This window comes from Vibrio sp. A1-1 (assembly GCF_021728175.1).
In the GTDB taxonomy this organism is placed as follows: domain Bacteria; phylum Pseudomonadota; class Gammaproteobacteria; order Enterobacterales; family Vibrionaceae; genus Vibrio; species Vibrio diabolicus.
Window position 1 is genome coordinate 198,555 of sequence record NZ_JAKKCL010000006.1, and the last position, 26,366, is coordinate 224,920.

The following is a 26,366-nucleotide window of genomic DNA, read 5'->3' on the forward strand; positions in this document are numbered from 1 at the left end:
CTCTTTTTTATCCTCGTTTTGATTGCACATCATTTACTCAACTTAGCAACATGCAAAATTGGATCTTTACCTTGCAGATCATTTTATTGTCCGAAGATCGAAAAGTCCTACACTGATCACATAATTGAACAAGTGGACAATATAAATGAGCGACGACATCGCGAAGCATTCTTCCGCCAGATCTAAGCTGGTAAAAACTCTTTTCTTCACTCTCTGTGTTATTGCATTTAGTGCGATGTATTGGTCTTGGCAGTATTCTGACAGTCATCCAAGCACGGAAGATGCCTACGTTAGGGCAAAAATTTTGTCGGTAGCGCCTCAGGTAAAAGGCCAAGTGGTTTCTGTGGATGCCAAAGATTTCCAATCTGTTAATAAAGGTGACCTACTGCTGAAGATAGATTCACGCCCATATTTGTTGGCAGTGAAGCAAGCAAAAGCAGCATACCAATTGGCGGTCCAGCAACATGACGTTGCCGATAAGCAGGTAACTGAAGCCGTTGCGGGCTTAGATGCGGCGCGCTCTAACCTGACAGAAGCGCAAGTAGAGTACAAACGTACGGATTCTCTAGTGAAACGCAAACTGGCGTCGGACCAAGATTTAGATACGGCGAAAAACAAACTTGCTAATGCCCAAGCGAGCCTAGAGCAAGCGCGTGCGACGGTAGAAAAAGCCATTGCGAACCGTGGTGAAGAAGGCGTAGAGGCTGCGGTCGTTCAACAAGCGGCAGCGCAGTTAGCGCAAGCGGAGCTGAACTTGAGTTACACCGACATTACGTCACCAGTGGATGGCATTGCCGGAGAAATCAATACGCACGTGGGCTCGGTCGTTAGCGTGGGTCAAACGCTGTTCCCTGTGATTTTAAAAGGCAGCTATTGGGTACGCGCGAACTTTAAAGAAACCGATCTTACTCATATTAAAGCTGGCATGCATGCGGATGTGGTGATTGATATGTACCCAGACGTGGTGTGGAAAGCAACGGTAGAACAGCTGTCGCCTGCGAGTGGTACATCGTTCTCCTTGATGCCACCAGAAAACGCAACGGGTAACTGGGTTAAAATCAAACAGCGTTTCCCTGTACGTTTGGCATTAGAAGTACCGGCCGATGCGCCGCAACTTCGCGTGGGTGCGAGCTCAGAAGTCACCATTGATTTGCAAAGTAGCGTGCAATGAGTCATCAAATTACGGCAGACAAACGGGGGATTGCCACCGTCGCCGTGATGCTTTCTGCCATCATGGTGTTAATCGATATGACCGTTGCGAACGTGTCGCTATCGCACATGATGGGCGCATTGGGCGCAACGGCAGACCAAATTACTTGGGTGCTGACGGGTTACAGCATGGCGGAAGCGATCTTCATTCCGATGACCAGTTTCTGGGTGTCGCGCTTTGGTGAACGCAAAGTCATGCTGGTTGCCGTGGTCGGTTTTGTGATTGCCAGTGCGCTTTGTGGGCAAGCACAGTCTCTTGAAGAGATGGTGCTATTTCGCATTATCCAAGGCGCTTTCGGCGCGTCGGTGATTCCATTGGCGCAGTCGACGTTAGTGCAGATTTATCCGTATGAGCAAAAAGGCAAAGCGATGGCGATTTTCTCCATCGGCATTTTGCTTGGTCCTATTTTGGGCCCAGTTGTGGGTGGCGTGATCACCGACAACATTAACTGGCGCTGGATATTTTACATCAACTTGCCATTCGGTTTGATCTGTACCTCTTTGATTTATCGCTATATCCATATCGACAACAAATCCAAACCTAACTTTGACTGGTGGATCATCGGTTACATGGCGTTAGGTGTGGGCGCGTTGCAGTTTGTGTTGGATAAAGGGAACGAAGAAGACTGGCTCAACTCACGCATGATTCAGACGGCGATATTGCTCGCGGTCATGGGATTGGTGATGTGGATCTATCGCAGTTGGAAAACCAAAAGCCCAATAGCGCCATTATGGCTGCTTAAAGACCGAAATCTTATGGTCTCGTCGCTGATGATTGCAGTGGTGTCGATGGCGATGTTTGGCCTGACGACTCAACAACCGATGTTGTTGGAAAGCTTGCTGAATTATCCGGTCTCAACCACTGGCTTATTAATGGCACCGCGTGGATTGGCGTCAGCGGCGATGTTAATTTTGGTGATTAAACTCAATCCGCAATTCGATCCCAGAATCAAAATAGTCTTTGGTTTGAGCTGCATCGGGATTGGTAGTTATTTGATGACGCAATACTCACTGCAGATCGATACATTTTGGATTGTGATGCCGAGTATGATTCAGGGGATGGGGCTTGGTTTAACTTTCTCGACGCTGTCCACCTTGGCGTATTTAACGATTCCGAAAGAGCAATCTGTCGCGGCGGCAAGTATTTACAATCTGTTCCGTACCATTGGTAGTTCGTTTGGTATCTCTATCGCCACCACGTTCCAATATCGTGACAGTCAGCAACAATGGCATGCGCTGGGAGAGGGTATTAATCCTTATAATCCTAACTTGCATGACTGGGCGGCCAATCAGGGGCTTTCCATTACCGATCCGGTTGCGTTAGAGCAATACCAACAGATGTTGCAGCAGCAATCGCAAATGGTCGCGTTTGTGCACACCTTCCAGCTTGTGGGAGTGATGTTCGTGATCATGATGCCGATGCTGGTTTTCATCCGGTCGCGTGAATAACAACAAGTTCAGGTGAACTGTGTCAGAGAACGCCTCTCAAGTTGTGTCAGCTTGAGAGGCGTTTTTTATTGGACGGTGTCAGTGAAAGAAGGACGTTTACTCAAACGTCACTTCATCAAAATGCGGATTGGCTTTGAGCGCGCGCATTGCAACTAATTGTTCAGTCGGGAAGGCGATGTGCTCACCATCCATATCTAAAAACAAGCACTCTTGTCGCTGCATGTCGTAGCCTGTGTCGAACGCGTTGCCCTGATGAGTTTCACCATTTTTTAGTGTGATCTCGATCGGGAGCTTAAACATACAGGCGATTTCAATAAAATCGTATTGGCTGCAAGTCACCATAGTTTTCTCCTTTCAAACCGACGCAGTATTCAGAAGGTTTGAGAACCGTATCCTTAAATAGAAGACGTTTGATTGAAACTGAATCTTCATCTTACACCTCATTTTGGTCACGAAATAGACATACACGCACGTTTTAATAAACCTACTGTTGAGCGTTCGCAAGCGAGACAAAACTACGATATGTCTGAAACGATACTTAAGCGCACATACCTAACGAGTGAACAAAAGACACAAAAGCCAAGTTCACTGATTTCCCCTCAAACCTACCATGCGCAGTTGGCGCACCGTGTTCACCACTCGCCTCAATTTGAAAACGGCCGCGTTAAAAACGAGATGCCAAATGTGCCTAGTCCGCAATCATTCTGGCAGGTGTGTTGGAGTTATCTTGGTGGTAGAACGCCGTTGAGTCCTAACGAACATCTGCCACATTCCCCAATTCAACCTACGCAGTTTGCGCAGCGAAGTGAATCGATGCGCCTTGCTTGGCTGGGCCATTCCACTATGCTGGTGGAGGTCGATGGCATTCGAATTCTGACCGATCCGGTATTTGATTACGCTTCTCCGTTCATCGCAAAAGCGTGGTTTGAACGCAATATTCCCAATACTCACGCCAGAGATTGTTTGCCGATTCCTGAAATTATCGTGATTTCGCACGATCATTACGACCATTTAGAAGCATCGACCATACGTTTCTACGCCGATAAGCCCGTGACGTTTTATGTGCCCTTAGGGGTTGGCAAGCATCTGATAAAGTGGGGCGTTTGCGCAGACAACATCGTGGAATTCGATTGGTGGGATAGCGTGCACTATGCTGGAATCGAACTGATTTGTACGCCCGCTAACCATAATTCGGGTCGTACTTATTTCGATAAAAACTCGACCTTGTGGGCTTCTTGGGTCATCAAAGGCAAAGAAGAGACGCTCTATTTTAGTGGCGATTCAGCTTACGATTCGCACTTTTCCGAGATAGCACAGCGATGTGGACCAATCGACATTGCCTGTTTGGAAGTGGCTGCCGATGTAAAAGGCCAAGGTTATCCGGTCGAAAACTGGGGGCACATGCAGGCTCATCATACCGTGCAAGCGTTTCGCGATTTAAATGCGAAAAAACTGTTGCCAGTACATTGGGCTACATACGAACTGTTTACTCACCGCTGGGACGAACCGATTTTAGATTTGCTTGCCCATTGTCAAAAAGAACATATAACGCTGCTGACGCCAATGCCGGGGGAGAGTTTTTACGTTCATCAAGAACATATAAATAAACAATGGTGGCGAGAAAAAGAAATATGTGAGCCAGATATAATTTTGACTTAATAACATGATCTTACTTCAATAATTATTTTATAAATTAACCTTGTTATTTTCAGAATATAACAAGGTTTTTACTGGTCATTGAAATTCAAAATTTCCATAGGTTCACTTTCCAATTGTGATCTCACGCTTTTATAAATCGATTGGTGTCATTTTTTGATACTTTTCATCTGAAAATTTGCGCTCTTATCAGAAAAGTTTTAGTAAAAATCTTTGCCATCTTAATTTTACTCTTCAAAACAATTATACTGACTATTATCTTGATAAGCCCATAGTGCAATGGCCATAACTTGTTCAGGGTGGGTAAAATGCGTCCAGTTAAAGAAAAGTAAAAAATTTTAATGGATAAGATATGTTTTACGCCAACAAGATAGAATATTGAGACCAAAATCACAAGAGTAGGACTCTCTTAAATTTATCATCATGGATGCTGAATAAATAAAATACAGGCATTGTTAGATGAATAATTCTGCAACGTATTTACTTGCTGCTTTACGAGAAAAAATAAAAGAAAAAGGCATTGGATATTCCGAGCTTTCTATTGGACTTGGAATCCCGCTTTCTACTATAAAAAGGCAGCTTCACAATACGTCTCTTGGTTTAGATAAAATCTTGTTGTACGCCACGCACCTTGATACGGATTTGGTTGAGTTATCCATGCGAGGTAAGCAGCTGCAGCAAGAGAGTGAACAGTTTATCACCGACACCAACAGTGAGATTTTTCATCAATATCCTCACTTATTTGATTTTCTTTATCTTTTGCGTCGACCTGAGTGGTCTTTAGAAGAGATCGCTCGGAGATACCAGCTGAGTGATACTTCCGTTGCGCTCTATTTACGTGCACTAGAAATGATGGATTACATTGAACTGAAAGGGGATAAACACTATCAATTTAAAGATACAGGCCGCTTTATTTTTGAAGAAGGTTCAAATTTAGACACGCTATTTGCACAGCGCTTTCGTGAAGAAGTGTTTAGCCACGATATTCGACCTCCAATTTGTGTTGGACGCATTGCGATTACCGAAGAACAAGAAGAAAAACTGGCAAATGAAGTGTACAACAAATTAATTGAGTTTGATGTTCAAAATAAAACCAGTGAAAACAGTCAACGCCTAAAAAACGTTTTACTCACTTTTACACCTGGTAATCAGATATTTTTGGCTGACACAATTCCGAATATTAATGGCGATTTATTAAAAGCCATCACTGTCGCTAAAGAAAAATAAAAGAATAATTATCGGAAGCTTGTGCTTATTTAGTGCGAGCCGGGCTTCTGCACACTAAAAACACTCATTTATATAAATGAGAATATAAAAATAACGTAAATAATAGGGAAAAAGTATGTTTAAAAAGAGCACACTTGCCATTCTGATCGGGGCTACTATTTCGCTTGTTGGATGTGGTTCCAATGATAAAACTGAAATCCGTTTACCACAGGCGCCAACTTCGGAATTTACTAACGTGATTGATCGTACTGGTAATCCAACTTACCTGCGTGATTACGACAGTTATTCGAACCTGAAGTACAACGCGTTGACGGATAACGGCGCGTGGCATGGCCATTTGCTACCTGAAGATGCGGCGGGTTATGGCGCTTTCGGCGGTATTATGCAAGTGACGCAAGAGTACGCGCATTTTATGTCTGGCCAAACGTTCGACAAGCTCACGTTGACCGACAAAGTGAGTGGTCAAACTTACGACTTATCGAACGCAGAAGCGAAAGTCTATTCCATTCCAGGTGCGTTAGTGCAGGTGTTGGACTTGGACGATATTCACGTGCAAATGGTGCTGCGCTTCGTCACTGATCGCTCTTCGCTGGTGGAAACGCTCATCACTAACAAAACTGATCGTGATATGAACTTGGCGTTGGAGTGGGACGGCGAGTTGGTGAAATACGCGCTGTCGACGCGCAAAGACCAAACCGTTGCGCAGTACTACCCAGATTACAAGCGCCAGATTTCGACCATCGAGAGCGGCATTAAAATTAACTTTAGCGAGATGAAAGACAACTGGGCGATCCGTAATGATCGCGATGCCGAGTTCCGCATTACTCGTTCTCTACCGACGAAGACGTTCACCAACGAAACCTCATTCAGTTCTACCGCGGAGATGAGCCTACCAGCTGAGCAAACATCGGCGGTTTATACGGCGTATTCTAACCTGCATAATGCGAAAGAAGTGCAGTCAGAATCGTTGAAATTGCAAGATGTATTGGCGAATCCAACTCAATACATGGAAGCGTCGAAAGCGCGTTGGGACGGCTATTTAGCGAATGGTCTTATCAACAAAGAAGCGACAGCAGACCAAGCTCGCGTAGCGGTAAAAGCGATGGAGACCCTAAACGGTAACTGGCGCTCTGCGGCGGGCGACATTGAACAAGCGACAGTCACGCCATCGGTCACTGCGCGTTGGTTCTCTGGTAACTTAACGTGGCCGTGGGATTCGTGGAAACAAGCGTACGCGATGGCGCATTTCAACCCAGATGTTGCGATGGACAACATTCGCACGGTATTCCAAGAACAAGTTCAAGCTGATGACAAGATTCGTCCGCAAGACAAAGGCTACTTGCTGGATGTGTTGACGTACACCAAACCTGTTAGTCGTGGTGGTGTTGGCTCTGAAAACTGGAACGAACGCAATACGAAACCATCGTTGGCGGCATGGTCTGTGATGGAGGTGTATCACGCTCTCGTGAACCAGTTTGATCGCCCAGAAGACGCGCAAAAATTCATTGATGAAATGTATCCGAAGTTGGTGGCATACCACGATTGGTGGCTATCAAACCGCGACCACAACCAAAATGGTGTGCCTGAATACGGCGCGGCAGTAGACCCTGCACACAACACGGAAGAAGGCGTGATGTACGTTTGGGTAGAAACGCGCGATCCTAACTTCACGACCATTATTCCGGCAGAAGACATCATCGAGCAAAACGGCAATTCTTATAAAGTAAAAGGCATGGCGTCTTACAATAAGATTCTCGATGAAGTGGATTACATGACGATTCACGTCGGCGCACAAGAAGCGGCGGGCTGGGAATCGGGCATGGATAACGCGGCTCGTTTTGGTTTTATCTACAACATCCACAACATGAATTCGCAAGCTGAAGATATCAACAATCCAGACGAAAATGTGGATCAACTTGGTCGCTACGCGGCAAGTGCGTACGGCTTTGATAACAGCATCAAGCTGGAAGGCGAAGAGTGGGTGTACAGCAATACGTCAGCGGAAAACTTAGCGAAACTCGATCTAGCGAAGAAAGATTGGGAAGTTCGTTTTGCAGAAAATCGCACCAACAATAATGCTGCGGACGGCGAGCTGCTTGGCTTCTCTATGCTGCAAGAATCGGTGGATCAAGCCTCTTACATGTACTCAGACAACAAATACTTAGCGGAAATGGCGAAGTTGGTGTCCGATGGCGTAGAAGGTAAAGATCGTGCGCAAGAATTCCTTAACGGCGCAGAAAAAATCAAGACGTACATTAACCAATGTATGTTTGATGAAAGCACAGGATTCTTCTACGACATTCACTTAAATGTGGCTGAAGATGGCACTACTCCTGCGCCTCTTGCAAATGGCTGTGCGGGTTTGCCGATTGTAGAGCGTGGACGTGGCCCTGAAGGTTGGTCGCCGCTGTTTAATGGTGCAGCAACGCAAGAGCATGCCGATAAAGTGATCGCGGTGATGCGTGATCAAGACGAGTTCAACACGCCAGATAAATTCCAAGGAACGGGTGTGCCTTTGCCGACCGCATCGCAAACCAACCCTGCTTACGGTAAAGATGTGTACTGGCGTGGTCGCGTGTGGCTAGATCAAGTGTACTTTGGCTTCCGTGCAATGGAAAACTACGGCTACAAAGAAGAAGCGATTGCAATGGCGAATGAGTTGTTTAACAACGCAGAAGGTATGACGGGTGACATGCCAATTCGTGAAAACTACAACCCAGAGACGGGCGCGGTACAAGGTGCGTCGAACTTTTCTTGGTCTGCGGCGCATTTGTACATGATGTACAACGGATTCTTCAAAAACTAGATCGCACACATTAGGCGCTTTGGATGACCCCCTAGCATTCGTAGCGCTTAACGAACGATAATTCAGTGATAAATAAGACAAACCGGACTGTATTGGCAGTCCGGTTTTTTTATGTCTCTTGTCACACAGATTTTAGTGCTGGGTCAGGGCGCGTTGCCAAATCGAAAGCATCTCTTCACTAAACAAGTAAAAGCGCATGTCGAGTGCCGCGTATTCCGGTCTTTGGCAAACGGCCATCGCGACTTCTGCTGCTTCTTGGGGCGGGTAACCATACACTCCGCAAGAAATCGCAGGCAGTGCCACACTTTGGCAATGCTTGTCGAGCGCGAGATCCAGCGAACGTTGATATGCAGATTCCAACACCGCTTTTGGATCGGCGAATTTATCGTAAATCGGGCCAACGGCATGAATGACGTAACGCGCGTTTAAATTGCCAGCCTCAGTAATGCGTGCGTCACCAAACGGGCATCGAATACCGTCGACATCATCAACGGCATAACACGCATTGATAAGCGCAGGCCCTGCTGCGCGATGAATGGCACCATCGACGCCACCTCCGCCGAGCATTCTCGGGTTTGCTGCATTCACGATGGCATCGACATGTGCGGTGGTAATGTCGCCTTGGACTAACGAGATCGCGTTCATTTTTTTGAGCCTTCTACAATGATGAGAAACAAATGGTCAGTAACACAGTTAAGTGTAGCTTACTCATCAATCACTTGAGGTTTTAACTCGACGACATTTCCTTCCGGATCATGTATATAGAGTGATCTACCGAACCCTTGTGCGCCATACCGCTTCGCAAACTCTTCGGTTTCAATGCCGTTCGAACGCAGATATTCCAGTATTTCATTTTCGGAAAAAGGCGCTAGTTGCAGGCAAAAATGGTCAATATTACGACCATTTTGAACTGGTGGCTTTCCGCCAAGTTGCCCTAACTCGCTGTCCACCGTCACCACATCAATCAATGCGTTACCAGCCCTGAGCTGGGTTAAACCAAGCTCCATTACTTCGCGCTCGACAGGGCAGCCCAAAATATCTCGATAGAAATGCAACATGGCGTCGAGGTTGCACGTTCTTAACACGACATGATCAAGGGCTTGGATTGCGATTGGGTTGTTGGTGGGCATGCTTCACTCCTTTTGTGCGGTTATGGAAAAGTATACGACCTGAACGTCCATATTGATCGTTAAGCCATTTTTAACATATGCGCATTTAGTCATAAAGAGTGCGTTTAAGAAGAGAGAAAGAGTTTTTGGCGAAACGCCTTGATGTGCGACCGAGTCAGGCGTTTAGGCCTGTAGCAAATTGGTCACGCGCCCAAGCTCGCAAACATTGATGGGAAGTGCTGGATTCATCTCGTTTATGGAAAATCAGCTTATAGCTGACTGGCTCGGAAAACATTGGAGTTTGAATGACTTGCAGATTCAAAGCCGATTGCCATTTCTGCGCCAAAGACAGAGGAAGCACGCCTAAGCAATCGTGTTTCGCCACATAAAGCATCATGCCAGAGAGCGATGTTGTCATCATTTCCACATCACGCTCTTGCCGCCCTGGCTGGTGAATTTCGGTGTTGCTAACTGGGAAGTCTTCGTCTCCGACAAACCGACAGTGCTTTTCAGAATAAAACTGTTCTTGTTCGATTTTTCCTGCGATACGTGGGTGATCTTGACGACAAATCACCACCATTGGCTCTTCAAAAATTGACTCACTGATAAATGATGGGTCATGAATGGTCGTTGGGCTAATAATCAAATCGATCTGTTTAAGTCGTAGATCGTTCAATAACGAAGGTAAATCCGTATCGGCGCAAATGCTGATCGTGTTGGTTGGTGTGATGCGGTGGAGCAGCGCTTCGTTACAGCTCAGGCGGAAAGTGCTTTGATCGGAAATGGCATCATTGAGCATCGCAAACGCCTGATGAAATTTAGGTAGCAACTGATGCGCTACAGAAGTGAGTTTGATTTGTCGCCCATCCTTCACAAATAACGATTTGTTGGTTTCTTTTTCCAAACGCTTCATGGATGCGCTAATCGCTGGCTGAGTTAGCCCTAGGTGCTCTGCGGCGCGAGAGTAAGATTGATATTCAGCAACAATTAAAAAGGTTTGGATTAGATTAAAATCCATACGATACCTAAATAAAAATAATCACTAGATTCAGTGGGCGTCTCTTTGATTTTTGGGCTAGATGTTCGCCCTAGGCACCCACCTTGAAATAAGCCTCCTTAACGCACTTACGAGCTAAGGAGGCGACAGAGTAGTGGTTCGTTAAAACGAATTATTTGACTACTTTGATTTCAGGCATTTGATACTCACCACTTTGGATTGCATCGTCTGCGCCGTAAAAACGCATGATGGCGTAGAACGGTTTTTCAGGTACTGGCAAGAAGTTTGGATCGTCTGCTCGGCCTTTCTCGTTCGCACTCATGTAAATGGTGTAGTAACCGTCTTTGTCCGCTTTCATGGTTCGGTCGCCACGGCTGTGACGGTTTAGGTCGTTTTTCGCCATCAAACGGTTGTCGTTGCCGTAAATAGTAACAGACCAGAATTCGCTGACGTTCGGCGCTTTAAAGCGCATCACGTAATCATGCTTCGAACCATCCAGTTTTTGACCAGTGCTGTCGAAATCTGATTTACGGTAAGACGCTTCGATAGGTGGTAAACCCCACTGACCAAGGTAAGTACCTTCTGCAAAAATATCGCGTGGCGCATCACCCAAGGTATCGCGTGTACCAAGCAACGTACGAGCATCTGTCATTTTAGGTGCAAGTTTGACGAGGTGTTCCATGCCTTTCTTCTCACCAACTTTTGCCAGTTTTAGCTGCTCAGGTGTGAAGTCAGTTTTGCATGGTTCAACGCCGATAGATTGGTATTTGTCCAACCACTGTTTGTCTGCATTGCCCATCGAGCCATCACATAGCACGAAGTTCACGCGTTCAAGCCATGTTGAATTTTTTGGATCTGGATACGTTCTTTGTACTGGTTTTGGCCCGTTCTTACCTAAATATTCCGATAGGGTACGAATGTTCCATTGGTCCATGTAGTTAAGCGCGACTTTCGCATCTTCGTCATTCACTGCCATGATGCGACCCATCAGCTTCACAAGGTTGCTGTCTACGCGAACCACTTCGTCGACAGAAGCTGGCACTTCTCCTTGCCAATCTTGTGCTGCAAACATGAACTGGCCGCCTTTTGTGCCGCGAGTACGAGAACTGAACGCTGCGTTGGTGTAGTGGCCCATGTCCATTGTGTGCAAGATCCAGTAACGGCCTTCATCCATATCAGGCACGCTCACAATGACAGGTTCTGCTGCAACATCTAACCAGCCCATAAGGTGAAGCGTATCGTTATTAATGGTTGGGTGAGCGGTGTAAGAGTCATCAGCTAGAGCACGAATATTCTGAAAGCGGTTGAGCGGATAGTTGTTTTCTACCGCCGTGTGATAGAAAAACTTGTACGCTTCATCAATAGAGTAGCCGTAGATATAAGCATCTTCTGCAAGATCAACATTGGTGTTAGCCGCAAATGCAGGGCTGGCTCCTAGCGCTGATAATCCCAATAGAGTAACGAGTAATTTTTGTTTCATGGCTGGTTTCATCCATTTGTTTGTGAGGATATGTTTCCAGCTAAGCTTAGTCGTTCACCCGTTTATTACAGAAATGAATTGTGGGTATTTAGTCTATATCAAAAGTGATATGCTTTGAGGAAAGTTAAAGAGATAACGTTGATGAACTTTGATTACAATTTGCTCAAGGTGCTTGCGGTGATTCTTGAAACACGCAACACCACAACGGCTGCGGAGCGTTTGTGCACCAGCCAGCCTGCTGTGAGCCGAAGCTTGCGTAAAATTCGGGATTTGTTTAACGACGACATTTTAGTGCGCAAGGGCACCAATATGGAGCTCACGCCGAAAGCCGAAGAGATCAAAGCGCAGCTTTCTGGGATCATCAACGACATCGACAAGCTAGTGAATGTTTCTCATAGTTTTGATCCCGCGACCGAAAGCGGTGTTCTGCGTGTTGCGATCAACTCGTCCATTGCGCAATGGTTTTCTGCCGCGTTTACTCAGCTGCTAGCCAAAGAAGCGCCGTTTATGAACTTGGTGATCGAAGACTGGACGGAAACCACGCCAGACAAAATCGATGCGGGTGAAATCGCTTTTGGTATCAACTATTTCCCTATGGAATTGCCGAAGCATCTGGTTCAGAAAAAAGGAGGGCGGGACGACTTTGCTCTGGCCTGCCGCGCGACGCATCCGCATGGTGGCAAACGCATGTATTTGGATGACATTTCAGAGTACGCGTACGCGGTTCACATCATCCAACATTGGAATGAAAAAGAAGATCACATCTCGCGCTTATTACAGCCTTTTTCAGTTGTCCCAAGAATTCAACTGCGTACCACGCACATCAACACCATTTTGAATTTGGTTGCGGATAGCGATGTGCTGTTTCCTTGTTCGCGTCACTTGATCAATCAGTTAGATAAGCGTTTTTCTTTTATCGAATTTGATGACGCGCTGCCGAAATTAGAAGGTAACTTCGGTTACGTTTACAGCGTAAAGCGCCGTAATGATCCGTTGATATTGTGGGTTAACAATACCGTTGAATCGTTGATGAAGTCGTTAGGCATTGAGTCGTAACAATGGTTGGTGAAACGGTTTGAACAACCGGGTTCGATAACGCACTGATCCCGGTTGTGTTGCTTGATGTAATTACTCGTATTCAGAAGCGTAAGTTTCTTCATAAGTGTGCGAGTAAAGCTCGAACAGGTTGCCGAATGGGTCTTCTAGATAGACCATTTTCGCAGGCTTGTTATCGTCTTCTGGGTGGTAACGCATGATGTCCATACGAACTTTGCCTCCAAACGCTTCAATGCGCTTGATTGCACCTTCAAAGTCGTCCGTCTGCAAACAGAAATGGAAGATACCGATGCGAGAAAAATCCACTTCATGGCGCGCTTGACGCTCTTTCATTTCAAATAACTCAAGTCCGATGCCATCGCTTGTCACTAGATGCGCAATGTTGAAGCCTTTAAAGCCCTCACCAAAGACCGCAATACACATTCTGCCAATTGCGGTTTCGCGTTCTTCAATCACTTTCGTGTTGCCCATAACGACTTTTAGACCAAGCGCTTGCGTGTAAAACTCAACCGCTTTATCCATATCTCCGACCATAATACCGACATGATTCATTTTCATTTGTTTGCTCCCAACATGTGTACTTAAACGTTGTCTTGTTTCGATGTGGGAGAGTATATGGTGCGGTGTTAATTACATGAAATTATCATAAATTATAAAAATAATAATTTTATGTAATCAGTATGGGCACAGTTCGAGTTAATTGGCTAATGCCTCAACAGCTTGCTGTACCGAGGTGAAGTGAATTTTGATGATGCACCTTTGTGCGAGACTAAACTCATGCGACTGGATGAGTGACGTAACTTCCTCGACGGACAGAGTGCGTTCTTCCGGTTGTAAAACGGTGGCGTTCGAATCGTTGTATTGCAACCCGAACGTGCTGCCATTTGAGTCAATTACGTAATCATCTGGCCCCCAAATGAGCGCTTCGCATTCGGAATCAAGATCGGCATGAGAACGCAAATAGATAAGTTCATCGTCGCCATCGAGTTTCAATAAACATGGCCATGTAACCATGGGGCCTCCAGTGTAGTGGCTAAAATTGTTTCAATGTCTGAAAGGGCAAGGTGAGCGCTGGCTTTCAAGGTGTTGGCCTTAAACCGCAGTCAAAAATTACGTGTGTTGAGCAATAATCGAAAACAGCTCGTCAACCGTTCTTGCCACGTAATCTGGTTGCACGCTCCAATGCTCTGGCATCGCGCCGCTGTACGCTGCTGCAACGGCAATCACTTTACTTTGGCCACCCAACTGCTGTTCGATGTTGCGTGCGAATTGCGTGTCGGCTTCATGGTCACCGATGTACATCAGCTGTCGATTTTCTGCGTGACCAAAAATCGACTCAACGCATTTGATACCACTGTACGCATCGGGCTTTTGGTGTCCGTTCGAGACGTCATCATACCCGACGATGGATTTAAACGGCGCACTGATGCCGTTGTCGGACAGCACTCGACGAATATTGCTTTGTGAGTTTTGAGAGCAAATGCCGTGAGGCAGCTGCGCAAACTCTTTAATAACGCCATTAATGCCTTCAAACAGGGTTACTGGTGTTTGGTTTTTCTCTTGATGCTCTGCCCATAAACCACCAGCTTTTAGCATTTCATCATGGGACATGCCGTAGTAATCCACGTAGAGCTCTTGCCAGTTTTTCGCCGCGTGGTTTGCGTAGTGATAGTTGGCTTCTGAATGGAGATATTTCGGTAAATTATCGCCAGTTAAATGCGGGGCAACGATGGCTAAGATCGCTTTGGTGATGTCGATGTTTTTCGGTACAGAGTTTACGAGTGTCCCATCGTAATCCCACAATATGGCGTCTAATTTCATTCAACGTTCTCGTTGTTATTGATGGTTAAAAGCTGGAACCGGGTTGCTGCAAAAATGCTAACTCTTCAGGTGTGCTTTCTCTTCCCAAGATGGCGTTGCGATGTGGGTAACGTCCAAATTGGTCGATGATGGCTTTGTGTTTTAGCTCAAAATCGTAGTTATTTTCAAGCCCTGATGCGCGAAACAATTTCTCTGCTTCGACATGAATGAGGCGAGATTCGCTGTGCATAAACGGCATGTACAAAAAGCTTAGTTGCTCAGGCACTAATTCTTGATCGTGTCCTAACCGAATTGCTTCTTGAGCCAATGCTAATGCGAGCGGGTCTTGCGCAAACGCTTTTGGGGTGTTGCGATACACATTACGTGAAAACTGGTCGAGGACGATGATTTCGGCCAATCGTCCTTGTGCGCTGTCACGCCAATTAAACAGTTCACAACGAGCGGCCTGTTCTAGTACCGAGGCAAATCGTGACGCAATATGTTTGTCCAGTTCTGGGTTGTTTTCAAACCAGTTTTGAGGCGTTAGTTCTTCGAACCAGAACTTGATGATTTGTTGATGCATGGCGCTTCCTTTTGTTGTGCCTTAATAGCAAAAAGCCAGAAGCGTGGCTTCTGGCTCTTGGCGTGTTATCGACCGTAAGTCTCTACGATGTAACGTTCAAAATCGTCACACATTTGTTTGTCAGAGATGACGTTGCTTGCCAGTTCTTTACTGCCGTCGACGACTTTAATCGTCGCGTTCAGTGAAGCAACTGGTGCTCGTTCTCGTGTTGCAAGTGAGTCGATTTTCTTCTGCTGTACTTCCCACGCTTGCTCTGGCGATAGATTACATACATCTGCCAAGTACTTAGCATTGAACCCCTCGCCAGTCAGGCTGAAAATGGTTTCGTTGTGCGACAAATGATTGCCTGCGTGCCAGTAGTGTTTTGCCAGCAGTGGGCCAATTTCTGGGTTATCCGTCAGATAGCCAAACTTCTCAAGGAAGTATGCACGGGTCTGGTACACCGCCATGTGCGCGAGTAGGTAACCTTGATACGCACAAGCCGCTTCGTCGGATAGCAAATGTGGAATCGCCATCAGTGGGCGAGGGCTGCATTCCAAACCAAGGATCTGTTTTTCACAATCGCGAGCCAGCTTAGTGATGCGCTCTGGCGTTAACTCGTCATCGCTAAGTTGATATAACGCGCGTTCAAAGTACGGCACAACCAAGATGCTACGTTCTTCATAAGCTTTGAATGGCTGACGACTGTTGATCATCGCTTGAATGATCTCATCAGGAACCGGATTCCCTTCATCATCCAGTGCGTATTGTTTTAGCCAATCGGCATCGGTTAACAGGCTGTCACAGAACATCGACTGAGTTTCTGCATAAGCCATTGAAGTCGGCGCAAACTCCTGCGAGAAACAAGGTGCGTTCATTTTTACGTTCGCAAAGTGTGCTGCGTGGCCACCTTCGTGGAACAGCGTGTTAATGCCATCGTAGCCGCTGCCCACTTGGTCTGGTTTGGCATTGCTGGTGAAGTTCACCTGTGCTGCGACCCATTCGCCTTGATTGTAGAAAGAAGGGATAGGGCCGTGACAGAACCCGTTCGGGTACTTACCTTTGCGGTCTAACAAATCCAGCGTTAGCGTCGCGCCAGAGTAATCAATATTCAGACGACCAAACGATTCTACCCAGCGTCTCAGAGATTTAGAGAACGGCACGTATGGGTCAAGGTCACGCATGACGTCACCCGCGAACGAGTGAACAAAGTTGAAACCCGTTAGTGCGCTTGCGCCTTTCTCTTTCGCCAAGTTTTCTAAGCTGTTTAGGTGCGCATCTCGCGTGCGTTGTTCGAAATCTTCCAAAATCTCGAATAGCTGCTCAGAGCTCATCTTTTCCGTTTTTTGTACGGAGTAATCAAAGAAGGTCGCATAACCCAGTGAGCGAGCGAACTGGTTGCGCAGTTTGATCAGTTCTATAAAGCCGTTTTGCAGTAGCCATTGTTCAAGGTTCAGCAACGCTTGGTGAGCCGATTGGCGAACTTCTTCATGATTGTTGGTGCGAATGGTTGAGCTCAATACTGGCAGTGAACCTTCCACTTGCTTGCCGTTTTCATCGGTAAACGTTTGTACGTGGTTCTGTTTTTTCTCGAATAGTTCAGCTTCAAAGGCAATGAGCTGATTTTTCAACGCTTGTGCTTTTTCTCCCTCGATTGCGTGAGATTCAAACATCGCTAGCCAACCAGAAAGACCCGTAATGGTTTGCTGTTTCTCTTGTGGGTCGGTAATTGAGTCCGCGGCTTCAAGCTGTTGTTTGATGGCAGTAATTTGCTCGGCGTTGCTCAAAAAGCTTGTCCACGCCGTTTGTGCTTGCGTCGAGCCATCATGGTCATCGCTGATCCCCATGTAAGTTTCCCAAAAGAAATCTTCTTTGGTGCGGTGAATCGAGAGGTAACGTTGATTGAGGTCGTTGAGATAATCCGTTGCGGTCATTTTGATCCTTCAAATGGTTGGGAGTAGACCCCTAATTATTGCACGCTTGTTGATAATAAAGGAGGGACAAATTAATTTGCTGGTAGTGTACTGCGTAAACGTGATTTTACTATTTGTTTACATTTTAATGAGTTAGCAAGAGTTGTTACGAGTTTGGAGTGCGCAGTGTTTAGATTGGCACGGGGTTTACAGTTCATCAGTTAATTAATCTGCTAGGCGCTCTCGATGATCTTTGTCATGTGTAATAATATTTCTATATCGCGGCAGTACATATGGAAACGATATGATAAATAAGACAAAAGTTACGCTATTGGCGCTAGGTACGATTTTGGTTGGATGCTCTTCTGTCACGCCGCCAAGAAATGATGCGGTTGAGAACATTCAACAAAAGTGCTCTGTAATTTTAAGCAGTGATGTTTCAGGTGAACAGCGCTGGCAGACATACAACGGCTTGCTTGTAGAATATGCTGTGCATGGCATTAAAACTCAGGCGCAGTTAGAACGCTTTGAAGCGTTTGTGCAACGAGTACAAAATGATGAATCTGGACAGTTAGTTACCGAGCTGATTGAAGTCACCGATTGGGGATGCTCAAACGGCAATTATCTTGAAGAGATGGGCTTGTTTATTCAAGAAGTTCAAAAGTAAAAAACCGAGCGTTAAGTCGCTCGGTTTTTCTGTTTATGGAGCGCTTCGTGCGCTGGCCCGTCAGGACGTTTACTCCTCTGGGTACTCGCCCATACCTTGCGTTTTACCTTCCGCTTTCCAATGCTCACCGGGGTCAAATGCTTCATCGCATAAATCTACGGTGTAGCCCATTTCTGTGATTTCCTTCAAAGTGAGATTATCTGCAATTTTTGCGACTTCACCCGATTTATTACGTAATTCCATGTTGTTTCCTCCTCTGTAGGTAGACGAGCGGTATCGATGCACAGTGACGAATGCATCGGTGACCTTTGTTCTAAGTATATAACTCTCAGCTCAAAATGAGGGTTTAATCCATTTTTATCGTGTGGTTAATTGAGTAATGCTTTGAGCTGCTTCAGTTATTTTTAACTGCATCATCGCGACAGTTGGCTATTTGTGATTTATTGAATGATTAAATTGTCAATCTGGAAAATCGAAATGGTTATTCTCGACCACTCCCTAGCACAGCAAATTGTCGATCGAACCATGTCCATCATTGGTCACAACGTAAATGTGATGAACTCCGCAGGCATCATCATTGGCAGTGGCGATCCCAAACGCGTTGGGCAAGTGCATGATGGCGCGGTATTGGCGTTGAATCACGGCGATTCACTAGAGCTGAATGAGCAGCAATGCTTGACGTTGCAAGGTGTCAAACCCGGAATCAATATGCTGTTGAAATTGCATGGCGACGTGGTCGGTATTGTTGGTGTGACAGGCGAGCCGGAGAAAATCCGAGATTTCGCCAAGCTGGTCAAAATGACCGCTGAACTAACAATCGAGCAAGCCGCGCTGGTGGAAAAATTTCAGTGGGACAGACGTCATCGCGAAGAGTTTATTCTGGCTTGGATCAATGGCAAATTGACCGATGAAGAGCTGAAAGATTGGGCGATGCGTCTTTCTATCGATGTGACTCAACCAAGAGTGGCAACGGTGATTGAAGTCTCGACGCCGTCCGCTTCAAAAAGCATGAAGAGCGTGCGCAATATTGTTGAGCTGCTTGAATATCCGGAGCGTAACAATCTGGTTGCGATTGTCTCGGTGAATGAAATTGTGGTGTTGAAACCGTGTCATTCCGCCAAGCAGTGGGATAGCCAAATCGAAAGTGAACGCATTGATAAGTTGATGTCGCGTTTAAGCGATCACGATTCGCATACGTTTCACATTGCGCTAGGGCAGCTGTTTAATGAGCCTAAAGATGTCGCGTTGTCATACCAAAGCGCGAAGCAGGTATTAGCCATTGGCAAGCAGTTCTACCCAGAGAAACGTAAGTACCTGTTCGATGAACTTCGTTTGCCTGTGCTGTTAGCGCCGTTGGCGGATATTTGGCAAGGTGAACAAATTATTGATGGCGTGAAACGATTGAAAGAGAAAGACAAGTCTGGGCAATTGCTGAAAACCCTAGATGCATTGTTTGAATGCAATGGCAATGTGACGGAATGCTCTAAAATGCTGTTTATTCACCGGAACACTCTGCGTTATCGGTTAGAAAAAATCACCGAGATAACAGGGCTGCCAACCACCAATTTTGTGGGGTTAGCGGAGCTTTATATTGCGACTCGGCTCTCAAAAATGGCGTGATATTGTGCATTTGCACAATACGCGTCATTTTTTGACCACATCATTTGTCACTCCGCCTAAAGGAATTCGAAAGCAAACGATTAATAATTCATGCGTCCCTACATGTTGAGTGAGCCAACACGGACTCGCTCAGCAAAATAAGAATAAATGGAGTTATCATGAACCTTATATTAATCCTGCTCGGGGTGATCGCATTTATTGTGCTCACGACCACCAAATTCAAATTACATCCCTTTTTAGCGCTGATCATCGCGGCGTTCCTTGCGGCATTTGCTTACGGCTTACCGGCAGATAGCATTGCCAAAACCATTGCTTCTGGCTTTGGCGGCATCCTTGGTTACATTGGCTTGGTTATCGTTTTAGGTACCATCATCGGTGTTATTTTGGAGAAAAGTGGTGCGGCGATCACCATGGCTGATACGGTTATTAAAGTGTTGGGTGAGCGTTTCCCAACATTGACTATGAGCATCATCGGTTACATCGTTTCTGTTCCGGTATTTTGTGATTCAGGCTTTGTCATTCTGAACTCGCTCAAAGAATCACTCGCGAAGCGTTTAAAAACCTCAAGCGTTGCGATGAGTGTGGCGTTGGCTACTGGCCTATACGCGACGCACACGTTTGTGCCGCCAACTCCTGGCCCGATTGCCGCTGCGGGTAACTTAGGCCTGGAATCTAACCTTGGTTTAGTGATTGGTGTGGGTGTGTTTGTTGCAGCGGTTGCGGCGTTAGCGGGTATGCTGTGGGCGAACCGATTCCAACATGTTGAACCAGATGGCATTGAAGCCGTAGAAGAAATTCAGCAAGACTGGCAAGCACTCAAAGCGTCTTACGGCAAATTGCCAACGGCGAGCCAAGCATTCGCTCCTATTTTTGTTCCTATCTTATTGATCTGTTTTGGCTCTATCGCGAAATTCCCAAGCTTACCGTTGGGCGAAGGTTTTGTGTTTGATGTTCTGACTTTCTTAGGACAGCCACTAACGGCATTGGTGATTGGCCTGTTCCTTTCTGTTCGCCTACTCAAGTCAGACAACAAGATTGAAGAATTTGGCGAGCGAATCAGCCAAGGTATTACGGCTGCTGCGCCTATTCTTTTGATTACCGGTGCGGGTGGTGCATTTGGCGCGGTATTAAAAGCAACGCCGCTAGGTGAATACTTGGGTACGACGCTATCGGCGCTGGGCGTGGGTATTTTCATGCCATTTATCGTTGCGGCTGCGCTAAAATCGGCGCAAGGTTCGTCAACGGTTGCACTAGTGACCACATCGGCTTTGGTTGCGCCTATGCTTACGCAATTGGGGCTAGATTCAGAAATGGGCCGCGTATTAACGGTGATGGCGATCGGTGCAGGTGCGATGACGGTTTCTCATGCAAACGACAGCTTCTTCTGGGTAGTTTCGCAGTTTAGCCGCATGTCGGTGGGCTTAGCCTACCGCGCGCAAACCATGGCTACGCTCGTTCAAGGTGTCACGGCAATGGCATTGGTGTACATTTTGAGTCTCGTTCTCTTATAAGTCTCTGGAAATACGTATGAAAGTGGTAATTGCACCTGATTCATTTAAAGAAAGCTTAACCGCCAAACAAGTGAGCGAGGCGATCAAAACGGGTCTTGCTCGCGTATGGCAGGATGCCGAGTTTGTTACGGTTCCGGTCGCAGACGGTGGCGAAGGCACGGTTCAATCTTTGATAGATGCAACTCAAGGCGAACAAGTCTTCACAACAGTGACTGCGCCATTAGGGAATGATGTTGAAGCGTTTTATGGCATCCTCGGCGACGGCGAAACTGCGGTTATTGAAATGGCGGAGGCCAGTGGGCTACACCTTGTGCCGAGTGACGCTCGCGACCCAAAACTGACCAGCAGCATTGGTACTGGACAGCTGATCAAACACGCGCTAGACAGAGGTATTCAACGCTTAATCATTGGTTTGGGTGGCAGCGCTACCAATGATGGTGGCGTGGGCATGTTGACCGCGTTGGGGGTAGCGTTTCTTGATGAATCTGGTCATGCAATTACCCCAAATGGAGGCGGGTTAGCGGCGCTTGCCTCCATCGATATTTCTGGTCTTGACCCACGTTTAGCAACTTGTGAAGTGTTGGTAGCATGCGATGTTGATAACCCACTCTGTGGCGACAAAGGCGCATCGGCTATCTTTGGCCCGCAAAAGGGAGCGACGGTGTTAGACGTCACACTGCTCGATAACGCATTGCGCAAGTTTGGCGAGTTGACGGAACAAGCGACGGGTAAGCATGTACTGACTCGTGAAGGGGCGGGTGCTGCTGGTGGTATGGGCGCGGCCTTGCTCGGGTACACGCCAGCACGTTTGCAACCGGGAATTGAGATTGTGCTTGAAACGGTCAAGCTTGCTCAGCATGTTGCGGATGCGGATATTGTATTCACAGGCGAGGGTCGAATCGATCATCAAACCGCACATGGCAAAACGCCGATGGGGGTTGCTCAGGTGGCCAAGCAGTTTGATTTACCAGTCGTTGCATTAGCAGGTTGTGTGGGCGACAACTATCAGGCGGTCTATGAATGCGGCATTGATGCGGTGTTTGCTTGCGTGCCAAAGGCGATGAGCTTATCTGAGGCCATGAAAGAGGCCGACGTCAACGTTGCCAATTTAGCCGAAAACGTCGCGAGAATGTGGCAAATTCAGTCGCACTGAGGGCGATAGCGATACGAGAAAACTCCACCTTTGCGTGGAGTTTTTTGTTGTTACCTGTTTGCGTGTGTGGGCATAAGTTCATTTATTAAGAGTGAGTTAACAGACATGCTTTGCTATCAACTTTGCCAATGTTTGCATCGCTTGACTCCAATCGGTTTCACTACCAAAGTTTGCCACGCTGAGGCGCACGCAATGTCGATATTGCCCTTGAGTGCCAAATACGGTACCGGGAAGTAGGCTGATTCTGTGTTGATTACACGCTTGATACAACGCATAGCTGTCCGTTTCTTTGGGCAGGCGCAACCAAAGCAAGAACGAGCCTTGCACGGCGTTGATCTGGTATCGATGTTTTAGAGATTCGTATTCATCCAAGTATTGATGAAGCATCTGGATAAATCGGCGCATGTTGTTTTGATAAACCCGACCCATTCGCGAAGTATGCGTTCGATACTTGCCTGACGTTAGAAACGTTGCCACGGCTGATTGCATCAGGTTCAAGCTGCCCATGTTTTCACACAGTAGATATTGCTCAATTTGATCTCGATATCGCCCCGCTAACATCCAACCAATTCTCAAACGCGAATCGAGCGTTTTGGATAACGAATTCACGTAAATTACGCGTTGCCTGTCATCGAGCAAGCTCAAGCTTGGCAACGTCTTATCATAACTTAACCCGCCAAACACATCGTCTTCGATAATAGGAATATTGCCGGACACCAAGAGCAATTGCTGGCGCTTTTCTAGCGGCATCATGGCACCAGTTGGGTTGGTGAAGTTTGGCGTTACGATGATCGCTTTTATGTCCCATGTCGCCATTGCTGTTGCTAAGGCTTCGGGGCACATACCGTCTCGTGGGCAACTCGGAATTTCCACCACTTTGAGGCCGAGTGATTCGAGCATCAATAAGTTGCCAAAATAGCAAGGGGACTCCACCGCGACAATATCGCCTTTTTGTGTCGTTGCGCGCAGCGCTAGGCTAATTGCTTGTTGCGCGCCGTGCGTCACCATGATCTCATCCAACTTGGCTGGCGTGCCCAAATCTTGCGTGATTTTCGCCAGTTGTTTGATTAAGAGGTGATCACCGGGTGGCAATTGGTAATGGCTCGGTACATGCGTTTGCTGGCGGCTGTGGCGGCCAATCTCGGCGTACAAGCTTTTGATCGCGGGGGAGTCAATGTTTGGGTGGGCAGAGCCTGCGGGCAAACGCTCTTGGTATTCAGGGTACGTGAGGATTTCTTTGCAGATCGAGAGCAAATCCACGCGAGTCGGATCCGGAATTGAGCGATAGGTCGGCAAAGCGACTTTCACTCGATAACCCGATTTGGGAACCGAGTACACCAAGTTTTGCGCTTCCAACTCTTGATACGCACGAATCACGGTGTTTTTGCTGACGCTTAATTCTTGGCTCAACGAGCGAATGGAGGGCAGTCGATCATCCGCTTGATAAACGCCACCATTGATGGCTTGTTTGAGGTGTTTTTCCACCAAGAGGTACTTATTCCCTTCACCGCTTCCCAATAAATCTGTACCCATAAAAACACTTCCATCTGTCACTTTTTGAAAACACTGTACCTAATTACATTAGCAGCATCTCAAAACATAAAACAAGCGTGAGTGAGGCGAACATGTTAATCCGAGCCATCCCTTTTGTATTTGTCATCCTTTGGGCTTCTGGATTTGTTGGTGCGCGTTTTGGTTTGCAGTATGCCGAGCCAGCGACACTACTTTCTATCCGTATGGCATTCAATGTCTTACTGTTTTTGGTTCTTGTGGCGGTATTGCGTAGAAGGTTGCCGACAGGAAGCGATTTCTGGCACAGCTGTGTGGTGGGTGTGTTGATCCATGGCTTCTATTTAGGCGGCACTTATTTCGCTATTGATTTGGGTATGCCTGCCGGGCTGAGTTCGTTGTTGGTGGGCATTCAGCCGATTTTAACCGCGGCTTTGCTGGTGGTGTTTGTTCGTGAGGAATTTAAACCCTCGCAATGGCTGGGTTTGGCTCTTGGCTTTGTCGGCATCGCCATGGTGCTGATGGGAAACATGGAGTGGCAGTCTGAGCAACATAAGTTCTTAGCCATTGGAGTCTGTTTACTGTCTTTGGTTGGTATCACGTTAGGGACGCTGTATCAGAAAAAACATTGCCAACAGGTGGATATGGTTGGTGGTGCGACGGTGCAATATTTGGCCGCACTCATCATGTTTCTGCCTGTTGCGATGCAGTTTGAAACCATGCAAGTTCAGTGGGAACTGGAGTTTATTTTGACCGTGTTGTGGTTGGTCGTCGTGCTCTCTTGTGTGGCTATCCTGCTGCTGCTGTACATGGTGAGAAATGGCGCGTCTTCGAGTGTGGCGTCTGTGTTTTACCTAGTGCCGCCAACAACCGCGATTCAAGCTTGGCTCGCGTTTGGAGAGTCGTTTGATTGGATGGGCATTTCTGGCTTTGCATTGGCGGCCACGGCGGTCTATCTAGTGGTTAAAAAGCCAGAGCTGACGATAAAAAAATCGGTTCAAACAGAATATACCTAAATTGGGTAGGGACATTCACGTGCCAGTGAGTACAATTCTGCTTCATCTTAATCCGTGGAGCAGAGTGATGACGTTAAAGCCAGATCGAATGACCGCGATGCGTAATATCATCGAGCAAGTAAAAGCTGAGCTACCGATTTACGAACCGGAAACTTTTGTGTGTGGGCCGGAAGGGCAGTGCATCGGTTGTCCAAAGAAATTATTAGAAATGGTCGATTCAGAGGTTACTTATTGGGAGTCGGCAATGGAGCGGGGTGTGATTCCGCAGTTTGATGAGATCCGCCGTTTCGGGAAGATGTGCACTAACGTACGTCGCGGACTTGTTCGTAATAACGTTCCACTACTCGGGTAATCTACTTCAGTAAATAAGTGATTGATAAATAAAGTCCTAAAGTTGACACATAAATGTGTGCGTTTGCATAGTAACTTGGCGAGCGGTCTCAACTTTGGCCCATGACTCTTGTTTGTCATCTACTAGGGCTTTAAACCTTTTAAATCAGCGATATATTGGCAAGGTCTCACATGGATGTGAGGCAAACGACCATTCATTCTGCTGAGATAAAAAAGTGAGATTAAAGGGATTTACTCTGATGGAAATCACCATAGTGCTTGCCACTTTGGCTTTCATCGCTTTGGCTGCGTTGCCAACACTACTCCACATTCATCGCCAAGCCTATGCGTCGATGCTACACAGTTCCAATTCGTCATTGGGTACCGCGCTTAAATTTTTTAACGCCCGAGTGGCGATAGACAATGCCGCCGAGCAAAACCAAGTCCACTATATTGATAGGAACGTAAAAACCTTAAGTGGTATGCCAGAAGCGAGCGCCAATAGCATTGGCGCGTTATTAGAAATCGATTTGCCGCAGAGTGGCGTGTCCAAAATTGATGTTCCCTGCAAAGGCAGTGACTTTTGTATTATTGGTCAGCAACACCCAAACAGTACCCACTTTGTGTCTATTCCCGATTATCAATTTGTCGACCAGTCAGGTCTTGATCGGGTGGTGTACATTTGGCCGCAAGGGTATACCTTGGCAGAAGAGGCATGCTATTTCTATTATGTAAATCAAGCATCCACAGAGTCTATCGTCCGAGGGCACGTTACTGAGGGTTGTTAGGCGCGCTTAACATCATCTTCTGACTCATCAACACTTCGCCATTGGGGAGAGTGACTTCTCCTAGTTCACTATGGTGCTCAAATCCAAATCGTTCGTACAACGCTATCGCGGCAAGGTTGTCCTTATAAACATTAAGTACAATGGTGTCGTAACCATATTCCCAGGCACTTTTAAGTGCGACAGACAATAGCTGCTTACCTAGCCCTTTTCCTCTGAATGTTCTATCGATATGAATACCTAAAATGCCTGTGCTAGTGAGTTGACCGCCTTCATAACCGCACAGTTCGGCAGGAAAAATCTCTACACTACCAATCAGAACGTGATGGTCCAAAGCAACAAATTGAGGAATCGATTCAAGTTCTACGCGACGTAAAATATTGGTCAGGGTGTCTTTATCTGGAGCCGGACTGCGCAGGTATTTACCTTCGGCATAGACTCGGTTCCACAGTTCGGTAAAGCGCTCGATATCGCTTACCTGGATGGGTCTAATTTGCATTCATCTTCCTTG

At 46.7% G+C, this 26,366-nt stretch carries 26 protein-coding genes; 13 read left to right on the plus strand and 13 right to left on the minus strand.

Features of this window, described 5'->3' with window-relative positions:
* Positions 1–145 precede the first annotated feature (145 nt).
* Positions 146–1,171, plus strand: coding sequence for an HlyD family secretion protein (locus L3V30_RS11505; RefSeq protein WP_237308959.1), 1,026 nt, complete (start codon positions 146–148; stop codon positions 1,169–1,171).
* On the plus strand, positions 1,168–2,658 hold the full coding sequence (locus tag L3V30_RS11510; protein ID WP_237308960.1) for an MDR family MFS transporter: 1,491 nt from the start codon (positions 1,168–1,170) through the stop codon (positions 2,656–2,658). Before L3V30_RS11505 ends, L3V30_RS11510 begins: the two co-directional genes overlap by 4 nt.
* Positions 2,659–2,754: 96 nt before the next feature.
* Here the strand turns inward: L3V30_RS11510 and L3V30_RS11515 are convergent, their stop codons facing one another.
* The gene (locus L3V30_RS11515) at positions 2,755–3,000 is read right to left on the minus strand and encodes a Rho-binding antiterminator (protein WP_020841653.1); all 246 of its coding nucleotides are present in this window, start codon (positions 2,998–3,000) and stop codon (positions 2,755–2,757) included.
* Positions 3,001–3,180: 180 nt separating this feature from the next.
* Between L3V30_RS11515 and L3V30_RS11520 the strand changes: the two genes are divergently transcribed.
* The 3 genes from L3V30_RS11520 (at position 3,181) to ygjK (ending at position 8,347) form a co-directional block, all read left to right on the plus strand.
* Entirely contained in the window at positions 3,181–4,317 is a 1,137-nt protein-coding gene (locus L3V30_RS11520; RefSeq protein ID WP_237308961.1) for an MBL fold metallo-hydrolase, read from the plus strand.
* 456 nt (positions 4,318–4,773) lie between these two features.
* Positions 4,774–5,541 (plus strand): hypothetical protein, encoded by a 768-nt coding sequence (locus L3V30_RS11525; protein ID WP_017447041.1) that lies wholly within the window; start codon positions 4,774–4,776, stop codon positions 5,539–5,541.
* Between the two features lie 115 nt (positions 5,542–5,656).
* The gene (ygjK, locus tag L3V30_RS11530; protein WP_237308962.1) at positions 5,657–8,347 is read left to right on the plus strand and encodes an alpha-glucosidase; all 2,691 of its coding nucleotides are present in this window, start codon (positions 5,657–5,659) and stop codon (positions 8,345–8,347) included.
* Positions 8,348–8,479: 132 nt separating this feature from the next.
* On the opposite strand, the gene L3V30_RS11535 is transcribed toward ygjK, so the two are convergent.
* From L3V30_RS11535 to L3V30_RS11550, 4 genes are all read right to left on the minus strand, one after another.
* Positions 8,480–8,992 carry an O-acetyl-ADP-ribose deacetylase gene (locus L3V30_RS11535; protein WP_046875590.1) on the minus strand — a complete coding sequence of 171 codons (513 nt, stop codon included), beginning with the start codon at positions 8,990–8,992 and terminating at the stop codon, positions 8,480–8,482.
* A gap of 59 nt (positions 8,993–9,051) precedes the next feature.
* The gene (locus L3V30_RS11540) at positions 9,052–9,477 is read right to left on the minus strand and encodes a VOC family protein (protein ID WP_005391937.1); all 426 of its coding nucleotides are present in this window, start codon (positions 9,475–9,477) and stop codon (positions 9,052–9,054) included.
* Between the two features lie 154 nt (positions 9,478–9,631).
* Positions 9,632–10,474 carry a LysR family transcriptional regulator gene (locus L3V30_RS11545; protein ID WP_237308963.1) on the minus strand — a complete coding sequence of 281 codons (843 nt, stop codon included), beginning with the start codon at positions 10,472–10,474 and terminating at the stop codon, positions 9,632–9,634.
* A 151-nt stretch (positions 10,475–10,625) separates the two neighbouring features.
* Positions 10,626–11,933 carry a DUF1254 domain-containing protein gene (locus tag L3V30_RS11550; protein ID WP_046875588.1) on the minus strand — a complete coding sequence of 436 codons (1,308 nt, stop codon included), beginning with the start codon at positions 11,931–11,933 and terminating at the stop codon, positions 10,626–10,628.
* 141 nt (positions 11,934–12,074) lie between these two features.
* Between L3V30_RS11550 and L3V30_RS11555 the strand changes: the two genes are divergently transcribed.
* On the plus strand, positions 12,075–12,989 hold the full coding sequence (locus L3V30_RS11555) for a LysR family transcriptional regulator (protein ID WP_080936803.1): 915 nt from the start codon (positions 12,075–12,077) through the stop codon (positions 12,987–12,989).
* 72 nt (positions 12,990–13,061) lie between these two features.
* Here L3V30_RS11555 and L3V30_RS11560 read toward each other — a convergent pair whose 3' ends face one another.
* The 5 genes from L3V30_RS11560 to L3V30_RS11580 all read right to left on the minus strand — a co-directional run bounded on the left by L3V30_RS11560 (position 13,062) and on the right by L3V30_RS11580 (position 17,285).
* Complete coding sequence (locus tag L3V30_RS11560; RefSeq protein ID WP_237308964.1) at positions 13,062–13,547, minus strand: VOC family protein; 486 nt, start codon at positions 13,545–13,547, stop codon at positions 13,062–13,064.
* A 138-nt stretch (positions 13,548–13,685) separates the two neighbouring features.
* A complete protein-coding gene (locus L3V30_RS11565; RefSeq protein WP_046875586.1) occupies positions 13,686–14,003 on the minus strand; it encodes a DUF4144 domain-containing protein in 318 nt (105 codons plus the stop codon).
* A gap of 96 nt (positions 14,004–14,099) precedes the next feature.
* Entirely contained in the window at positions 14,100–14,810 is a 711-nt protein-coding gene (locus L3V30_RS11570) for an HAD hydrolase-like protein (protein ID WP_021821233.1), read from the minus strand.
* Between the two features lie 25 nt (positions 14,811–14,835).
* Complete coding sequence (locus tag L3V30_RS11575) at positions 14,836–15,372, minus strand: DUF924 family protein (protein ID WP_140288289.1); 537 nt, start codon at positions 15,370–15,372, stop codon at positions 14,836–14,838.
* A 65-nt stretch (positions 15,373–15,437) separates the two neighbouring features.
* Positions 15,438–17,285, minus strand: coding sequence for a M3 family metallopeptidase (locus L3V30_RS11580; RefSeq protein ID WP_237308965.1), 1,848 nt, complete (start codon positions 17,283–17,285; stop codon positions 15,438–15,440).
* A gap of 283 nt (positions 17,286–17,568) precedes the next feature.
* Here L3V30_RS11580 and L3V30_RS11585 point away from each other — a divergent pair, with 283 nt between their 5' ends.
* Entirely contained in the window at positions 17,569–17,931 is a 363-nt protein-coding gene (locus L3V30_RS11585; RefSeq protein WP_047009761.1) for a hypothetical protein, read from the plus strand.
* Positions 17,932–18,000: 69 nt separating this feature from the next.
* Here the strand turns inward: L3V30_RS11585 and L3V30_RS11590 are convergent, their stop codons facing one another.
* Positions 18,001–18,174 carry a hypothetical protein gene (locus tag L3V30_RS11590; RefSeq protein ID WP_005391896.1) on the minus strand — a complete coding sequence of 58 codons (174 nt, stop codon included), beginning with the start codon at positions 18,172–18,174 and terminating at the stop codon, positions 18,001–18,003.
* 234 nt (positions 18,175–18,408) lie between these two features.
* Between L3V30_RS11590 and L3V30_RS11595 the strand changes: the two genes are divergently transcribed.
* From L3V30_RS11595 to L3V30_RS11605, 3 genes are all read left to right on the plus strand, one after another.
* Positions 18,409–19,551 carry a sugar diacid recognition domain-containing protein gene (locus L3V30_RS11595; RefSeq protein WP_005460816.1) on the plus strand — a complete coding sequence of 381 codons (1,143 nt, stop codon included), beginning with the start codon at positions 18,409–18,411 and terminating at the stop codon, positions 19,549–19,551.
* A gap of 158 nt (positions 19,552–19,709) precedes the next feature.
* On the plus strand, positions 19,710–21,062 hold the full coding sequence (locus L3V30_RS11600; protein WP_005391886.1) for a GntP family permease: 1,353 nt from the start codon (positions 19,710–19,712) through the stop codon (positions 21,060–21,062).
* Positions 21,063–21,078: 16 nt separating this feature from the next.
* Entirely contained in the window at positions 21,079–22,215 is a 1,137-nt protein-coding gene (locus L3V30_RS11605; protein WP_237308966.1) for a glycerate kinase, read from the plus strand.
* Between the two features lie 96 nt (positions 22,216–22,311).
* Here the strand turns inward: L3V30_RS11605 and L3V30_RS11610 are convergent, their stop codons facing one another.
* The gene (locus tag L3V30_RS11610) at positions 22,312–23,748 is read right to left on the minus strand and encodes a PLP-dependent aminotransferase family protein (protein ID WP_237308967.1); all 1,437 of its coding nucleotides are present in this window, start codon (positions 23,746–23,748) and stop codon (positions 22,312–22,314) included.
* Between the two features lie 92 nt (positions 23,749–23,840).
* Between L3V30_RS11610 and L3V30_RS11615 the strand changes: the two genes are divergently transcribed.
* From L3V30_RS11615 to L3V30_RS11625, 3 genes are all read left to right on the plus strand, one after another.
* A complete protein-coding gene (locus L3V30_RS11615) occupies positions 23,841–24,740 on the plus strand; it encodes a DMT family transporter (protein ID WP_152813794.1) in 900 nt (299 codons plus the stop codon).
* Positions 24,741–24,807: 67 nt separating this feature from the next.
* Entirely contained in the window at positions 24,808–25,092 is a 285-nt protein-coding gene (locus L3V30_RS11620) for a hypothetical protein (protein ID WP_047009765.1), read from the plus strand.
* 238 nt (positions 25,093–25,330) lie between these two features.
* The gene (locus L3V30_RS11625) at positions 25,331–25,858 is read left to right on the plus strand and encodes a hypothetical protein (protein ID WP_054866721.1); all 528 of its coding nucleotides are present in this window, start codon (positions 25,331–25,333) and stop codon (positions 25,856–25,858) included.
* Here L3V30_RS11625 and L3V30_RS11630 read toward each other — a convergent pair.
* Positions 25,842–26,354, minus strand: coding sequence for a GNAT family N-acetyltransferase (locus L3V30_RS11630; protein ID WP_182034229.1), 513 nt, complete (start codon positions 26,352–26,354; stop codon positions 25,842–25,844). The two genes, L3V30_RS11625 and L3V30_RS11630, sit on opposite strands and share 17 nt — an antisense overlap.
* Positions 26,355–26,366: the final 12 nt, after the last annotated feature.

Excerpts from the sequence above, each read along its gene's own strand:
- L3V30_RS11540 (WP_005391937.1), bottom strand. The coding sequence starts at position 9,477 with ATGCCCACCAACAACCCAATCGCAATCCAAGCCCTTGATCATGTCGTG.
- L3V30_RS11600 (WP_005391886.1), top strand. The coding sequence starts at position 19,710 with ATGAACCTTATATTAATCCTGCTCGGGGTGATCGCATTTATTGTGCTC.
- ygjK (WP_237308962.1), top strand. The coding sequence starts at position 5,657 with ATGTTTAAAAAGAGCACACTTGCCATTCTGATCGGGGCTACTATTTCG.
- L3V30_RS11610 (WP_237308967.1), bottom strand. The coding sequence starts at position 23,748 with ATGGGTACAGATTTATTGGGAAGCGGTGAAGGGAATAAGTACCTCTTG.
- L3V30_RS11615 (WP_152813794.1), top strand. The coding sequence starts at position 23,841 with ATGTTAATCCGAGCCATCCCTTTTGTATTTGTCATCCTTTGGGCTTCT.
- L3V30_RS11595 (WP_005460816.1), top strand. The coding sequence starts at position 18,409 with ATGGTTATTCTCGACCACTCCCTAGCACAGCAAATTGTCGATCGAACC.
- L3V30_RS11620 (WP_047009765.1), top strand. The coding sequence starts at position 24,808 with ATGACGTTAAAGCCAGATCGAATGACCGCGATGCGTAATATCATCGAG.
- L3V30_RS11625 (WP_054866721.1), top strand. The coding sequence starts at position 25,331 with ATGGAAATCACCATAGTGCTTGCCACTTTGGCTTTCATCGCTTTGGCT.
- L3V30_RS11525 (WP_017447041.1), top strand. The coding sequence starts at position 4,774 with ATGAATAATTCTGCAACGTATTTACTTGCTGCTTTACGAGAAAAAATA.
- L3V30_RS11520 (WP_237308961.1), top strand. The coding sequence starts at position 3,181 with ATGTCTGAAACGATACTTAAGCGCACATACCTAACGAGTGAACAAAAG.
- L3V30_RS11575 (WP_140288289.1), bottom strand. The coding sequence starts at position 15,372 with ATGCATCAACAAATCATCAAGTTCTGGTTCGAAGAACTAACGCCTCAA.
- L3V30_RS11570 (WP_021821233.1), bottom strand. The coding sequence starts at position 14,810 with ATGAAATTAGACGCCATATTGTGGGATTACGATGGGACACTCGTAAAC.
- L3V30_RS11585 (WP_047009761.1), top strand. The coding sequence starts at position 17,569 with ATGATAAATAAGACAAAAGTTACGCTATTGGCGCTAGGTACGATTTTG.
- L3V30_RS11550 (WP_046875588.1), bottom strand. The coding sequence starts at position 11,933 with ATGAAACAAAAATTACTCGTTACTCTATTGGGATTATCAGCGCTAGGA.
- L3V30_RS11565 (WP_046875586.1), bottom strand. The coding sequence starts at position 14,003 with ATGGTTACATGGCCATGTTTATTGAAACTCGATGGCGACGATGAACTT.
- L3V30_RS11605 (WP_237308966.1), top strand. The coding sequence starts at position 21,079 with ATGAAAGTGGTAATTGCACCTGATTCATTTAAAGAAAGCTTAACCGCC.
- L3V30_RS11590 (WP_005391896.1), bottom strand. The coding sequence starts at position 18,174 with ATGGAATTACGTAATAAATCGGGTGAAGTCGCAAAAATTGCAGATAAT.
- L3V30_RS11515 (WP_020841653.1), bottom strand. The coding sequence starts at position 3,000 with ATGGTGACTTGCAGCCAATACGATTTTATTGAAATCGCCTGTATGTTT.
- L3V30_RS11535 (WP_046875590.1), bottom strand. The coding sequence starts at position 8,992 with ATGAACGCGATCTCGTTAGTCCAAGGCGACATTACCACCGCACATGTC.
- L3V30_RS11510 (WP_237308960.1), top strand. The coding sequence starts at position 1,168 with ATGAGTCATCAAATTACGGCAGACAAACGGGGGATTGCCACCGTCGCC.
- L3V30_RS11545 (WP_237308963.1), bottom strand. The coding sequence starts at position 10,474 with ATGGATTTTAATCTAATCCAAACCTTTTTAATTGTTGCTGAATATCAA.
- L3V30_RS11630 (WP_182034229.1), bottom strand. The coding sequence starts at position 26,354 with ATGCAAATTAGACCCATCCAGGTAAGCGATATCGAGCGCTTTACCGAA.
- L3V30_RS11560 (WP_237308964.1), bottom strand. The coding sequence starts at position 13,547 with ATGAAAATGAATCATGTCGGTATTATGGTCGGAGATATGGATAAAGCG.
- L3V30_RS11580 (WP_237308965.1), bottom strand. The coding sequence starts at position 17,285 with ATGACCGCAACGGATTATCTCAACGACCTCAATCAACGTTACCTCTCG.
- L3V30_RS11505 (WP_237308959.1), top strand. The coding sequence starts at position 146 with ATGAGCGACGACATCGCGAAGCATTCTTCCGCCAGATCTAAGCTGGTA.
- L3V30_RS11555 (WP_080936803.1), top strand. The coding sequence starts at position 12,075 with ATGAACTTTGATTACAATTTGCTCAAGGTGCTTGCGGTGATTCTTGAA.